Consider the following 13,744-nt stretch of genomic DNA (forward strand, 5'->3'; position numbering starts at 1 on the left):
CGATGGCCAGGATTACCCTCGACACTGTCGCCCACGCTTACGGCAACCGGCCGACTGCGCCGGAACACTATGCACTGAAGCCGCTGACCCATGTCTGGGAGAACGGTGGCGCCTATGCGCTGCTCGGTCCGTCCGGCTGCGGCAAGACCACACTGCTCAACATCATCTCCGGGCTGATCACGCCCTCGCAGGGACGCGTGCTGTTCGACGGCACCGACGTGACCCAACTGCCGACCGAAGCGCGCAACATCGCCCAGGTGTTCCAGTTCCCGGTCATCTACGACACCATGACCGTCCGCGAGAACCTCGCCTTTCCGTTGCGCAACCGCGGCGTGCCGCAACCGGTCATCGACCGGCGCGTCGCCGAGATTGCCGAAATGCTCGGCCTTGCGGAGACGCTGCAGCGGCGTGCCCGCGGCCTGACGGCGGACGCCAAGCAGAAGATCTCGCTCGGCCGCGGCCTGGTGCGTCCCGATGTCAACGCGATCCTGTTCGACGAACCGCTGACGGTCATCGATCCGCACCTGAAATGGCAGTTGCGCTCGCAGCTCAAGCGACTGCACCGCGAGTTCGACTTCACCATGATCTACGTGACGCACGACCAGACCGAGGCGCTGACCTTCGCCGACACGGTGGTCGTCATGTACGAGGGCGAGGTGGTCCAGGTCGGCACGCCGGACGAGCTGTTCGACCGGCCGAACCATACCTTCGTCGGCTATTTCATCGGCTCGCCGGGGATGAACGTGCTGCCAGCCGAGGTCGCGGGAACGACCGCACGGGTCGGTGCGCATCAGATCCGCCTTGCCGAAGCCTATCCGGCGCTGGGCAAGGGGCACCGGGTCGAAATCGGCATCCGGCCCGAATTCGTGCGGCTGTCGCGCGACGGCGACGGGATCCCGGTCGGCGTGACGCGCGTCGATGACATCGGTCGGCTCAAGATCGTCCAGATCACCCTGGACGGCCTGCCGCTGAAGCTCGTCGCCTCGGAGGACACGGAGATACCTGCCGCCGACGCCCGGGTGCGGTTCCAGGAGGACAGGATCGGCGTGTTCGTCGACGGACACCGTGTCAGCGGGAGGCCAGCGTCATGAACAAGATTCACGACAACAGGGCCTGGTTCCTGGTCGTGCCGGTCGTGGCGCTGGTCGCGTTCAATGCGGTCATCCCGCTGATGACCGTGGTGAACTATTCCGTGCAGGAGACGTTCGGCAACAACGTCTTCTTCTTTGAGGGCGTCAAGTGGTTCGAGCAGGTCGTGCATTCCGACCGGTTCCATGCCGCGCTCGGCCGCCAGCTGATCTTCACCTTCACGATCCTGGCGATCGAGATCCCGCTCGGCGTGGCGATCGCGCTCGCCATGCCGCGCAAGGGCCCCTGGGTCTCGGTCTGCCTGGTGCTGATGGCGCTGCCGCTGCTCATTCCGTGGAACGTGGTCGGCGCGATCTGGAACATCTTCGCCTTGCCGGACATCGGCCTGCTTGGCCGCATGCTGAACGGGCTGGGCTTCAACTACAATTTCACCCGTCAGCCGGGTGATGCGTGGTTCACGCTGATCCTGATGGACGTCTGGCACTGGACGTCGCTGGTGGTGCTGCTGGCCTATGCCGGCCTGATCGCGATCCCGGACGCCTACTACCAGGCCGCCCGTATCGACGGGGCCTCGCGCTGGGCGGTGTTCCGCTACATCCAGCTACCCAAGATGCGCCGCGTGCTGACCATCGCGGTGCTGCTCAGGTTCATGGATTCCTTCATGATCTATACCGAGCCGTCGGTCCTGACCGGCGGCGGGCCGGGCAATTCGACGACGCTGTTGTCGATCGATCTCGTCAAGATCGCGCTCGGCCAGTTCGACCTCGGCCCGGCGGCGGCGATGTCGATCATCTACTTCCTGATCGTGCTGCTGCTGAGCTGGATCTTCTACACGGTGATGATGCGCAACGAGGATCGGTCATGACGGCTGCCCCGGAGACGCTCTCTGGAACGGTTCCGCTCGCAGCGGCGCGGCCGCGCGGTCGCATCCGTCTCGCCTGGCTGGTGCCGACCATCTACATCATCTTCCTGATGGTGCCGATCTACTGGCTCCTGAACATGTCGTTCAAGAACACCAACGAGATCCTCGGCGCCTTCACACTGTGGCCGCAGACCTTCACCTTCGCGAACTATCGGGAGATCCTGACAAATCCCACCTGGTACATGGGCTACGTCAACTCGATAATCTACGTGACCATGAACACCGTGATCTCGGTCACGGTGGCGTTGCCCGCCGCCTATGCGTTCTCGCGCTACCGCTTCCTCGGCGACAAGCACCTGTTCTTCTGGCTGCTGACCAACCGCATGGCGCCGCCGGCGGTGTTCGCGCTGCCCTTCTTCCAGCTCTACTCGGCAATCGGTCTGTTCGACACCCATATCGCCGTGGCGCTGGCGCACTGCCTGTTCAACATCCCGCTGGCGGTGTGGATCCTCGAAGGCTTCATGTCGGGGGTTCCGAAGGAGATCGATGAGACCGCCTATATCGACGGCTACTCGTTTCCGAAGTTCTTCGTGAAGATCTTCATGCCGCTGATCGCCTCGGGTATCGGCGTCGCGGCGTTCTTCTGCTTCATGTTCTCCTGGGTCGAGCTGCTGCTGGCCAAGACGCTGACATCGGTCGCCGCCAAGCCGATCGCCGCGGTGATGACACGGACCGCCAGCGCATCCGGCTACGAACTCGGCCTGCTCGCGGCGGCCGGCGCGCTGACCATCATCCCGGGGGCGATCGTCATCTATTTCGTGCGCAACTACATCGCCAAGGGCTTCGCCCTGGGGCGGGTCTGAAGGAGGGACGGATGGGCCTCACCTGGATGGCCTGGACCTGGCAGACCGCAACCTTCTTCGCGGCGATCGCGCTGTTGCTCTGCGCCATGACGATCTGGGAGCTGGTGTCGCCGGGCGGGGCGCCGCGGCGCGGCATTCTCGGTATCGACACGACACGCGGCGACCGGCTGTTCATCTCGCTGCTCGGCGCCGCCTTCATCAATCTCGCATGGCTCGGGCTGGTCGGCCCGGACCTGTGGTGGGCTCTCGGCCTGTCCCTGCTCTACGCCGTCGCGGTGTTCCGCTGGGTTTGAGGCCGTTGGGAAGCAATGCCGGCGGGCAGCCGGCGCAAGGAACCAAGGGAGGACTCTTGATGCGAAGATTGTTGCTGTGCACCGTCGGGGCGCTCGCACTGATGGCTCCGGGCGCGGCGCTGGCCGACATGGCCGCCGCCGAACGCTGGATCGACAGCGAATTCCAGCCCTCCGTGCTGTCCCGCGAGGAGCAGCTCAAGGAGATGGAATGGTTCATCAAGGCCGCCGAGCCGTTCCGCGGCATGGAGATCAACGTCCTGTCGGAGACGATCCCGACTCATACCTACGAGTCGCAGGTGCTGGCCAAGGCCTTCGAGGAGATCACCGGGATCAAGGTGAACCACCAGTTGCTCGGCGAGGGCGAGGTGGTGCAGGCGGTGCAGACGCAGATGCAGACCAACCGCAATCTGTACGACGCCTACATCAACGACTCCGACCTGATCGGCACGCATTCGCGCCTGCAGAGCGCCGTCAACCTCACCGACTGGATGGAGGGCGAGGGCAAGGACGTGACCAACCCGATGCTCGATATCGAGGATTTCATCGGGATCTCGTTCACCACCGGCCCGGACGGCAAGATCTGGCAGTTGCCAGATCAGCAATTCGCCAACCTGTACTGGTTCCGCAAGGACTGGTTCGACCGGCCGGAGATCAAGGAGGCGTTCAAGGCCAAGTACGGATATGAGCTCGGCGTCCCGGTCAATTGGTCGGCCTACGAGGACATCGCCGACTTCTTCACCAACGACGTGAAGGAGATCGACGGTGTCCGCATCTACGGCCACATGGACTACGGCAAGCGCGCGCCCGACCTCGGCTGGCGCATGACCGACGCCTGGCTGTCGATGGCCGGGTCCACCTCGCCGGGCCTGCCGAATGGGCGGCCGATCGACGAGTGGGGCATCCGCATGGAGGAAGGTTCATGCAACCCGTCCGGCGCCTCGGTCTCGCGCGGCGGCGGCACCAATGCGCCAGCGTCGGTCTATGCCATCGCCAAGTGGGACGAATGGCTGCGCAAGTACGCGCCTCCCGGCGCTGCCGACCTCGACTTCTACCAGTCGCTGCCGGCGCTGAGCCAGGGCAATGTCGCCCAGCAGATCTTCTGGTACACGGCCTTCACCGCCGACATGGTGAAGCCGAAGAGCGAGGGCAACAACACTGTCGATGACGAGGGCAATCCGTTGTGGCGGATGGCGCCGTCGCCGCACGGACCGTACTGGAAGGAGGGCATGAAGCTCGGCTACCAGGACGCCGGTTCGTGGACGCTGTTCAAGTCCACCCCGGTCGACCGGCGCAAGGCGGCCTGGCTCTATGCCCAGTTCGTCGTCTCGAAGACGGTCGATACCAAGAAGAGCCATGTCGGCCTGACCATCATCCGCGATTCGACGATCAACCATGAGTCGTTCACCGAGCGCGCGCCGAAGCTCGGTGGCCTGGTCGAGTTCTACCGCTCGCCTGACCGCGTGGCATGGACCCCGACCGGCATCAACGTCCCCGACTATCCGAAGCTCGCGCAGCTGTGGTGGCAGCAGATCGGCGACGTCAATTCGGGCGCGTTCACGCCGCAGCAGGCTATGGATCGCCTCGCCGCCGAGATGGATGACATCATGGCCCGCATGCAGGCCGCCGACGAGCAGGCCAACACCTATGGCGGCTGCGGCCCGCGGCTCAACCCGGTCGTCGATCCGTCCGAATGGCTCGGCAAGCCGGACGGCCCGGCTGCCAAGCTCGAGAACGAGAAGGAACCGGGCCAGACGGTCGCCTACGAGGATCTGATCCGGCGCTGGACCAACCAGTAGCGGCCGCTCGGCGCAGCGGGGGCGGCGTCCTCCCGCTGCGCCATCGCCGGGTCGTCGCGGCCCCTGAGCGGTGCCGCGCCATCGACCCGCGCGTCACCGGCCGGGACGACGTGGTCGACTACCCCGGCCGGGGCTCCGTTCCGCCAGCCTTCCCGCAGGGACCCGACCCATGTCCGATCTCGTCCTCGCCATCGACCAGGGCACCACTTCGTCCCGCGCCATCGCCTTCGACCGCGACTATCGCGCAGTGGCCTCGGCGCAGGAGGAGTTTTCACAGCATTTCCCCGCGTCCGGCTGGGTCGAGCACGATCCGGAGGATCTGTGGCGCACCACGCTGTCAACCGCCCGGCGCGCCGTGGAGCGTGCCGGCGGCGCGCAGCGGTTCGCCGCCATCGGCATCACCAACCAGCGCGAGACGACACTCATTTGGGATCGTGAAACCGGAACGCCGTTGCACAACGCCATCGTCTGGCAGGATCGCCGCACCGCCGAGCTCTGCGCCAGGCTGAAGGCCGACGGCGTCGAGCCGATGGTCGCGGCCAGGACGGGCCTGCTCGTCGATCCCTACTTCTCGGCAACCAAGCTTGCCTGGCTCCTCGACACTGTCGAGGGCGCGCGCGCCGCGGCCGAGGCTGGCCGCCTCGCCTTCGGCACGGTCGATAGCTTTCTCCTGTGGCGGCTAACGGGGGGCCGCGTCCACGCCACCGATGCCACCAATGCGTCGCGGACGATGCTGTTCGACATCCATCGCCAGAGATGGGACGAGGAGCTGCTGCGCCTGTTCCGCGTTCCGGCTTCGGTGCTGCCGGAGGTTCTCGATTCCTCGGCCGAATTCGGCACCACCGAAGCGGACATCCTCGGCGCGCCGCTGCCGATCCTCGGCATGGCCGGTGACCAGCAGGCCGCGACCATCGGCCAGGCCTGCTTCCGGCCCGGGATGCTCAAGTCGACCTACGGGACCGGTTGCTTCGCGGTGCTCAACACCGGCGCCGACGCGGTCGCCTCGCGCAACAAGCTGCTGACGACGGTGGCCTATCGGCTCGACGGAGCCGTCACCTACGCGCTCGAGGGCTCGATCTTCATTGCCGGCGCCGCCGTGCAGTGGCTGCGCGACGGGCTCGGCATCCTCGAGCGGGCCGACCAGTCCGGCACGCTCGCCGCCGAGGCCGACGAGACCCAGACCGTCGTGCTGGTGCCGGCCTTCACCGGGCTCGGCGCGCCCTACTGGGACGCCGAGGCGCGCGGCGCGATCTACGGCCTCACCCGCGCGACCGGACCGCGGGAGCTCGCGCGCGCGGCGCTTGAGGCGGTTTGCCTGCAGACGCTCGACCTCGTCGAGGCGATGCACCGCGACTGGGGCGGACAGGGCGCCGCGACGGTGCTCAGGGTCGACGGCGGCATGGTCGCGAGCGACTGGACCATGCAACGCCTCGCCGACCTCCTCGACGCCCCCGTCGACAGGCCGGCCGTGCTCGAGACGACGGCCCTGGGGGCGGCATGGCTGGCCGGACGCCATGCCGGCATCTGGCCGGACCACGAGGGTTTCGCGAGCTCCTGGCGCCTCGACCGGCGCTTCGAGCCGGCGATGGCGCCGGCCGAACGCGCAGCCCGCATCGCGGCCTGGCGGGACGCCGTCAGGCGCACGCTGACCTCGACATGAAGCGGGGGGCGCTGTGACAGCAGCGTTAACTCGGCGGCACTACGTATTTCTACGTAATGATTGGCGATATCGCCTGCAGACTTAGACCTTCCCTAGAGTAACCGAACCAATTCGCCAGACATTCGGCAACACGTTTACTTTTGATTCAATAACCAGGGTTAATGTCCGGGAGAAACTTAACCGGCTGGAGACATGCCATGTCAGCCGATCCCGAACGCGGGCAGAAGCTCGCCTATCTGCGCATCGATACCGAGACGAAGCAATTGCTCGCGGAGTTCCTGCCGCGTCTGCGAAGCCGGATGCCGGCGATTCTGGCCGAGTTCTATGACCACATCATGCGCGTGCCGGAGCTTGCCGCCATGTTCGCGGGCCCCGACCGCATCGAACACGCGAAGAAGATGCAGGCCCAGCACTGGGAGCGGATGTTCTCGGGGCGCTTCGACGAGGACTATTTCAGGTCGGTGGAACGGATCGGCAAGACACACTGCCGGCTCGGACTGGCGCCGGGCTGGTACATTGGCGGCTACGCGCTGGTCAAGCAGGCGATCGTCGCCGACGTCCTGGCCGAGGCGGCCTCCGGCAACCCGCTCGGCCGCGGCCGGCGCATCGCCGCCGCCGCGCCCCTGCTGGCCGCCGTCGAGCGGGCCATCACCCTCGACATGGACCTGTCGATCGAAGTGTATCTGGCGGAGAAGGAGGCGGGGTTCGACAAGCGGCTGAACACGCTCGCCGACCAGTTCAGCGAGGCCGTCGGCAGGATCTCGGCCGATCTGTCGAGCGCAGCGGCCACGCTGCAGAGCTCCGCCGGCGGGCTCGAGCGCGCCGTAGACGAGACCAACCGACAGGTGACGACCGCCGCGACGGGTGCGGAGGAGGCATCCGCCAACCTGCAGACGATTGCCTCGGCAGCGGAGGAACTGTCGGGGTCGGTCTCGGAGATCTCGCGCCAGATCGCCGATGGCAGCCGCATCACCGCCGATGCTGTGGACAAGACCCGCGCGATGACTCGCAGCGTCGCCAGCCTGCAGGAGGCGGCCGGCCGGGTCGGCGGGATCGTCCGGCTGATCGAGGAGATCGCCGAGCAGACCAACCTGCTCGCCCTCAATGCCACCATCGAGGCGGCGCGGGCCGGTGAGGCGGGACGCGGCTTCGCCGTCGTGGCCGGCGAGGTGAAGGGCCTCGCCCAGCAGACCGCGCGGGCGACCGGCGAGATCGCTGACCAGATCCGCGGCATCCAGGAGGTGGCCGATGTCGTGGCCGGCCACATCGAGGCGATCGGACGGGCGATCGGGGCGGTCGAGGAGGTGTCGGCGGCCGTCGCGACGGCCATCGAGGAACAGACCGCGGTGACCTCGGAGATCTCGCGCAATGTCGGCGACGCGGCCGGCGGCGCCGCCTCGGTGACCGCCGCCGTTCATGGCGTGTCGCAGGCCTCGGCGCAGTCGCTGGAGGCGGCGATGGCGCTCGCCAGGGTCGCTGAGGCGGTGCGCGACAAGGCGGGCGCTCTGGACCGGCAATCGGCCGCCTTCCTCGAGCGCATCCGCTCGGCCAACGCCCAGCCGGCGTGACCGGACGCCGCGTCTCAGCCGCCGCGGTGCTTGGTACGCAGCAGCGCGGCCCCCGCTGCGAGCGCCTTGAGCTTGCCGACGGCGACGTCGCGCGGCAACGGAGCCATGCCGCAATTGGTGCAGCCCTGAATGCGCTCGGCGTCGGCATGGCGCAGCGCTTCGCCGAGGATCGCGGCGACCTGCTCGGGGGTCTCCACCGTCGTCGTGGCGACATCGATCGCGCCGACCAGGATCTCCTTGTCGGGCAACAGCGAGATCAGCGACATCGGCACATGCGAGCCGGCGCATTCGAGCGACACCTGGCCGATCCGGCTGGCGTTGATCGCAGGAAAGATCGCCTCGTACTGGCGCCATTCCGAGCCGAGCGTCTGCTTCCAGCGGATGTTCGCCTCGATGCCGTAGCCGTAGCAGATGTGAACAGCGGTCTTGCACGAGAGGCCATCGGCAGCCCGCTCGAGCGCTGCGATGCCCCACTCGACGACTTCCTCCGCGAACACGTTGAACGCCGGCTCGTCGAACTGGATGACGTCGACGCCAAGCGCGGCGAGCTCGCGCGCCTCGGCATTCAGGATCTCGGCGAAGGCCATCGCCATGTCGGCGCGTCGGCCGTAATGGGCATCGGCAATGGTGTCGCAGATCGTCATCGGCCCAGGCAGCGTCACCTTCAGCCCGCGCCGGGTGTGGGCGCGGGTGAAGCGGACCTCTTCGGCATGGACCTGCCGCTTCCGCGCGACGGGACCCGTCACGGTCGGCACCTCGACCACGTAGCGATCCTTGCGGATCCCCATCTTGGTCTTGAGGGTCCAGTCGATACCCTCGACGTGCTCGAGGAAGCCGTGGACGAAATGGATGCGGAACTGCTCGCCGTCACTCACGATGTCGATGCCGGCATCCTCCTGCTCCTTGAGCCAGAGCAGCGCCGCGTCGCGCTTGGCCGCCTCCAGCGCCGCGCCCTCGTGGCGCCAGGCGGCCCACAGCTTCTCGGGTTCGGCCAGCCAGAACGGCTTCGGCAGGCTGCCGGCGAGCGTCGTCGGGAACAGATGCGGCAGGCTCATGGGTATCCTCCCCCGGTGTCTCGCCGCATCGTGGCGCGCGGCGCGGTCGAGGACAGCCTAGATCCGGCCGCGATGCTTGGAAACGCGCCGCGTGCGACAATCACGGCCCGGACCGGGCACCCCAGCGATCAACACGCGGCAACGACTGGTGGGCGATACTGGACTCGAACCAGTGACCCCTGCGATGTGAACACAGTGCTCTACCAACTGAGCTAATCGCCCGCCGGGCCGGGATATAAGGGGGCAGTCGAGGCCGAGTCAAGCAAACCGGCCGCGGCCGTCAGGCCGGCGCGAGGCCGAGACGGCGGGCAGCGATCGGATAGAGCGCGTCGAAACCAGAGATGACGTGGTCGGGCCCGAGATCGGCCACCGGCACCGGCGTGTAGCCGAAGTCGACCGCGATCACCGGCACCTTCGCCGCCTTCGCCGCGTCGATGTCGGCGCGGCTGTCGCCGACCATGATCGCCCGGCCCGGATCGCCGCCGGCGCGTGCGATGGTGCCGAGCACATGCCCCGGATCGGGCTTGCGGACGGACAGCGTGTCGGCCCCGACGATCGCGGCGAAGCGGTCGGTCAGGCCGAGCTCCGCCAGCAATTTCAGGGTCAGGCTCTCGTACTTGTTGGTGCAGACTGCGAGCCGCACCCCCTCGGCGGCCAGTCGGTCGAGTGCTGCCTCGACACCGGGGAACGGCCGCGTGCCGACCGCGATGTTGGCCTCGTAATGCGCGAGGAAATGCGCATGCATCGGCTGCACGAGATCAGGCGTCGGCTCAACCGCGATGGCTCTCAGCGCCGCCTCGATCATCGCCCTAGCACCATGCCCGACGGTTGCGAGCGCAAAATCCCTCGGCAACACCGCGAATCCGGCCGCGGTCATGGCCGCGTCGAGCGCCGCCAGCAGGTCGGGCGCACTGTCGACCAGCGTGCCGTCGAGATCGAACACCGCCACCGGTGCCGCCATCGTCTCGCTCCAGTTCGATGGATCGTTCAAGGCCATCCCGGCCCGTGAGGAAACGGCGCTATAGCATATGGAGAGGGAGCGGGCGACTGTGCTAACCCGCTCGAGGGGGATTCGAGAGGGAGATCCGGCCGATGAAGGGGATCGTGCTCGGCTACGACACCCGGTCGCGGCTGACAATCCTGCGCGGTGAGGATGGCCGCCGTTACGGTTTCGCCCCGGCCGACTGGCGCGATCAGCGGGCGCCGCGCAAGCGCGACGTCGTCGATTTCGAGCCGGATGGCCACCGCGCACGCGATGTCTTCATGCTCGAATCGGCCAACGGCACGCCGCCACCGACCGCGGCCGCGCCGGCCACCGCGCTCTCCGCCTGGCCTGTGACGCGGGTGCTGGTCGAGCGCCCGGCGATGGCCGCGAGCCTTCTGGTGCTGCTGGCGGGCCTGACCGGCGCCTATGCGGTCGGCGATCTGCGGATATCGCTGATCGAGGCGCCCGAACTGATCGCACGCATGTCGGAAGCGCTCGACTCGCTGGTCGCGGTGTCCGGGGCGGATCCCTCGCCAAGGCTCGGTGCGGGGGCAGCGCGGGTGCTGCTGGTCCTGCTGCTCGGGCTCTATCTGGTACCGTTGCTCGCCGCGATCACGCTGTGGAGGGAGTTCGTCGGTCGGCCCGACATGCGTCTTGCGCGACTGGCCGGGCTTGCCGCGATGATCCTGCCGGTCGGCCTGCCGCTGCTTGTCATCCTTGTCGTCCAGATCTGGGTGCTGCCGGGGCTTCCCGACCTCGCCGCCCGGCTCGGCCGCGCGGGGGTGACGACCCCGCAGCAGGTCTTCGAGGTGCTGCGTGTCTACTCGACGGGCACGGTGCTGGTGTTTGCGGCCGGTGCGCTTCTCTGGTCAGCGGCCAATGGCAGGGCGATCCTGCCGAGATTCCTGCGCCGGCCGGCCGGCGAGGACGAGCCAGCGGCCGCTGCGCCTGCAGACACGGGCACGGCCGAGCTGTTCGCGCCGGTCGGCCCGCGCGCCTACCCGCCGCGGCCATCGCCCGCGCCGGACGTTGCGGCGTCGTGGCCGAACCCTCGCCCCGCAGCCCCGTCTCAGGCGCCGCGCGAACCCGCGCCGACGTCGCCGGCACCGCCGCATCCGGCACCGTCGGGCCCGGTCGCGGAGCCGGCCGCGACCGGCCGTCCGGCGCCACCGCCCGGGAGCGACGAGCGGTTCGCCGCCGCACCGGGAGCGGCCCCACCGCCGGCGCCGGACCGCGCGCCGCTCGACGCGATGGGGCTCCTCGCCGAGGACATGCGTGCCGCCCTGTCACGCCGGGAGCCTGGCCACGTGGCGTCGGGGCCCTACCGGACGACGCCGCTGCCAGACAGCCGGGCAGGTCACGATCCGCAGCTCGAGGTGCGCGGACCGCAGGTCCAGGATCAGCACGGGTTCGCGCCCGGGGGACAGGCGCCTGCCCTTGGCGAGCCATCCGTTCCGGTCCGCGCCGCGCCGCTGCCGCCGCGATCGGCATCGGTCTGGCCGAGCTCGCTGGCCGCCGGTCTGGCAAGAGCGGATCTTGTCGCCGGCCCGCACGAGGAAGCCGGCGAGGCGCAGTCGGACGGAGCGCAGGAACGGGGCGAGCCCGCCGGTCTGCGGCGGGATCAGAGCTTGTAGGCCATCCGCACGCTGCCCCAGTGGCGGCCTGCGACGATGATCGGCGCATCGACCTCCTTCATCATCACGACGGTGCCGTTGCCCATGTCGCGGGCATAGGACTGGACGAGATGCGGCCGGATGTTGCGTGCCGCCGACAGGCCGGCACGGTCGTCGAAGATCCGCCGGTTGCGGGCGTTCGCCGCATTCCAAGCAACCTCGCCGGGCCGCTGCGGCTTCGAATACACCAGGTTGTGGACCGGCAGGTAGCCATTGCGGTCAACGCAGGCGCAGAAGACCATGCGTGGATCCGAGTTCAGCGCCTCCTCCTGGATCGGAGGCAGCAACCGGTCGAATTCGGCCAGATAGGCGGTCGAGAACTGCTGCGGGTCGGTTCCCGGGATTGGCCGGTAGTTCGTGTCGAAGACCGCTTCCATCGTCAGCCTGCCCTCGGCGATCGCCGCCTCGATCGCGGCGGCGGCGCGGCGCGCCACATCGCGGGCCCGCGTGATATACGCAGCATGGCCGGACTGGATCGCCTGCACGGTCTGCGCAAGTTTCGCTGCCACCGCAGGGTCCGGCTCGGACAGCGCAAGGCTGATGCCGAACCGGCTCGAGCGCGTCACCTTCGCCTCGATGCTGCCGATCCCCTCGAGCGTGACGGTCATCGTCCGCCCCGGCGCCGGAGCCCAGTCGGCAAGCGGCTTCAGCGTCACCGCCGCCTCGGACAGGTCAAGCGTCGTGGCCACATGGCGCGCATCCCCAACGCGGATCTCCGCCCCCATCTCGATCGGCAGATGGTCGAAGACTCGTCCGTCGCCACGGTGAGACTGGCGCAACAGCATGGCGAACCGGTCGTCCAATCGCTCGACCACCCCGTTGAGACCGGTGCAACCCTGTCGCGCCACGCCGCCGAGCTCGACCGCTCGCGCCGTCGACCGGTCGATCTCGGCGACATGGCCGGCGACGTCAGCGACGAAGGCGGCCGTCTTGCGCGCGGAATCGCCGACATGGGCGGAAGCCTTGACCTGCTGGTCGACGGATGCGGCAACGTCGGAGAACACCGGACCGAGACGGCCGATGATCTCGGTGATGCGGTCGAGCGCGGTCACGCTGCCTTCGGCGGCGGCCTGCAGATCGGCGACCTTGCGGGCGATCTCCTCGGTCGCCTTCTGCGTCTGCTGCGACAGCGACTTCACCTCGTTGGCGACGACGGCGAAGCCGCGGCCCGCCTCGCCGGCGCGGGCGGCCTCGATGGTCGCGTTGAGGGCCAGCAGGTTGGTCTGCTTGGCGATCGCCGCGATCAGCTGGACGACCTCGTCGATCTCGAGGCTGGACCGCTTCAGGCTGGCGACGCTTTCCCCGGCGTCGCCCGCCAGGGTGGCGGCGCTACCGGACAGGCGCGCGGTGTCGGCGACACGGTCGCCGATCGCGGCGGTCGCGCTGGAGATGTCGCCGACCGCACGGGCCAGTTCCTCGGTGAAGGTCCTGGCGTCCTCGGCCATGCGGGCCAGCGACGAGGTCTGGCCGCGCACCTCCTCGATGAGCTCGATCTTGTCGGAGACCTGCGACTGCAACGTGGCGGCCATGTCGACGACCTCGCGCAGCGCGACCGCAATGTCGGCCTCGGTCAGGGCGACGGTCGCGGAGAAATCCGGCTCGACGGCAGCAACCTCTGCCGGCGGCGGCTCGGCAGCGACCGGCAGGTCGGTGACAGGCGGCGCGTCCTTCTTCAGCAGGCTTCGAAGCGGCAATTCCTTCCCCCGGGCAAAGGTTTCGGTGTTGTTGTCGCGCACACGGCCAGCAACCGACAATTAAGTCGATTTCCTTGAACATGTGTTAACCAGCTGCTTTGAATTCGGTGGTGGACAATCCTGTCCGACGACATGTCAGTAGAACGCGCGTTCGGACGGCTGCCGCAGCAATCGATCTGGTCATCTGGCCAGCCATGGGCGACCAA

11 protein-coding genes and 1 tRNA gene are annotated in these 13,744 nt (G+C 68.1%); 8 read left to right on the plus strand and 4 right to left on the minus strand.

Features of this window, described 5'->3' with window-relative positions; translation table 11 throughout:
- Positions 1 to 2 precede the first annotated feature (2 nt).
- The 7 genes from EDC22_RS05525 to EDC22_RS05555 all read left to right on the plus strand — a co-directional run bounded on the left by EDC22_RS05525 (position 3) and on the right by EDC22_RS05555 (position 8,131).
- Positions 3 to 1,091 carry an ABC transporter ATP-binding protein gene (locus tag EDC22_RS05525; RefSeq protein WP_132805641.1) on the plus strand — a complete coding sequence of 363 codons (1,089 nt, stop codon included), beginning with the start codon at positions 3 to 5 and terminating at the stop codon, positions 1,089 to 1,091.
- Positions 1,088 to 1,954, plus strand: coding sequence for a carbohydrate ABC transporter permease (locus EDC22_RS05530; RefSeq protein WP_132805642.1), 867 nt, complete (start codon positions 1,088 to 1,090; stop codon positions 1,952 to 1,954). The genes EDC22_RS05525 and EDC22_RS05530 overlap by 4 nt, the downstream gene beginning before the upstream one ends.
- A 107-nt stretch (positions 1,955 to 2,061) precedes the next feature.
- Entirely contained in the window at positions 2,062 to 2,814 is a 753-nt protein-coding gene (locus EDC22_RS05535) for a carbohydrate ABC transporter permease (protein WP_425385517.1), read from the plus strand.
- An 11-nt stretch (positions 2,815 to 2,825) separates the two neighbouring features.
- Complete coding sequence (locus tag EDC22_RS05540; RefSeq protein ID WP_132805644.1) at positions 2,826 to 3,107, plus strand: DUF2160 domain-containing protein; 282 nt, start codon at positions 2,826 to 2,828, stop codon at positions 3,105 to 3,107.
- Positions 3,108 to 3,166: 59 nt separating this feature from the next.
- Positions 3,167 to 4,903 (plus strand): ABC transporter substrate-binding protein, encoded by a 1,737-nt coding sequence (locus EDC22_RS05545; protein WP_132805645.1) that lies wholly within the window; start codon positions 3,167 to 3,169, stop codon positions 4,901 to 4,903.
- Positions 4,904 to 5,072: 169 nt separating this feature from the next.
- Positions 5,073 to 6,563 carry a glycerol kinase GlpK gene (gene glpK, locus EDC22_RS05550; protein WP_132805646.1) on the plus strand — a complete coding sequence of 497 codons (1,491 nt, stop codon included), beginning with the start codon at positions 5,073 to 5,075 and terminating at the stop codon, positions 6,561 to 6,563.
- 197 nt (positions 6,564 to 6,760) lie between these two features.
- The gene (locus EDC22_RS05555; protein WP_165926804.1) at positions 6,761 to 8,131 is read left to right on the plus strand and encodes a globin-coupled sensor protein; all 1,371 of its coding nucleotides are present in this window, start codon (positions 6,761 to 6,763) and stop codon (positions 8,129 to 8,131) included.
- 14 nt (positions 8,132 to 8,145) lie between these two features.
- On the opposite strand, the gene EDC22_RS05560 is transcribed toward EDC22_RS05555, so the two are convergent.
- The 3 genes from EDC22_RS05560 to gph form a co-directional block, all read right to left on the minus strand.
- On the minus strand, positions 8,146 to 9,186 hold the full coding sequence (locus EDC22_RS05560) for a methionine synthase (RefSeq protein WP_132805648.1): 1,041 nt from the start codon (positions 9,184 to 9,186) through the stop codon (positions 8,146 to 8,148).
- Positions 9,187 to 9,332: 146 nt separating this feature from the next.
- Positions 9,333 to 9,408: transfer RNA gene (locus EDC22_RS05565), tRNA-Val, on the minus strand.
- Between the two features lie 58 nt (positions 9,409 to 9,466).
- Positions 9,467 to 10,177 (minus strand): phosphoglycolate phosphatase, encoded by a 711-nt coding sequence (gene gph / locus EDC22_RS05570; RefSeq protein ID WP_342635140.1) that lies wholly within the window; start codon positions 10,175 to 10,177, stop codon positions 9,467 to 9,469.
- 101 nt (positions 10,178 to 10,278) lie between these two features.
- On the opposite strand from gph, the gene EDC22_RS05575 reads away from it, so the two are divergent.
- A complete protein-coding gene (locus EDC22_RS05575) occupies positions 10,279 to 11,805 on the plus strand; it encodes a hypothetical protein (RefSeq protein ID WP_132805649.1) in 1,527 nt (508 codons plus the stop codon).
- Here the strand turns inward: EDC22_RS05575 and EDC22_RS05580 are convergent.
- Positions 11,793 to 13,598, minus strand: coding sequence for a methyl-accepting chemotaxis protein (locus EDC22_RS05580; RefSeq protein WP_132805650.1), 1,806 nt, complete (start codon positions 13,596 to 13,598; stop codon positions 11,793 to 11,795). The two genes, EDC22_RS05575 and EDC22_RS05580, sit on opposite strands and share 13 nt — an antisense overlap.
- Positions 13,599 to 13,744 lie beyond the last annotated feature (146 nt).

The organism is Tepidamorphus gemmatus, assembly GCF_004346195.1.
GTDB lineage: Bacteria > Pseudomonadota > Alphaproteobacteria > Rhizobiales > Tepidamorphaceae > Tepidamorphus > Tepidamorphus gemmatus.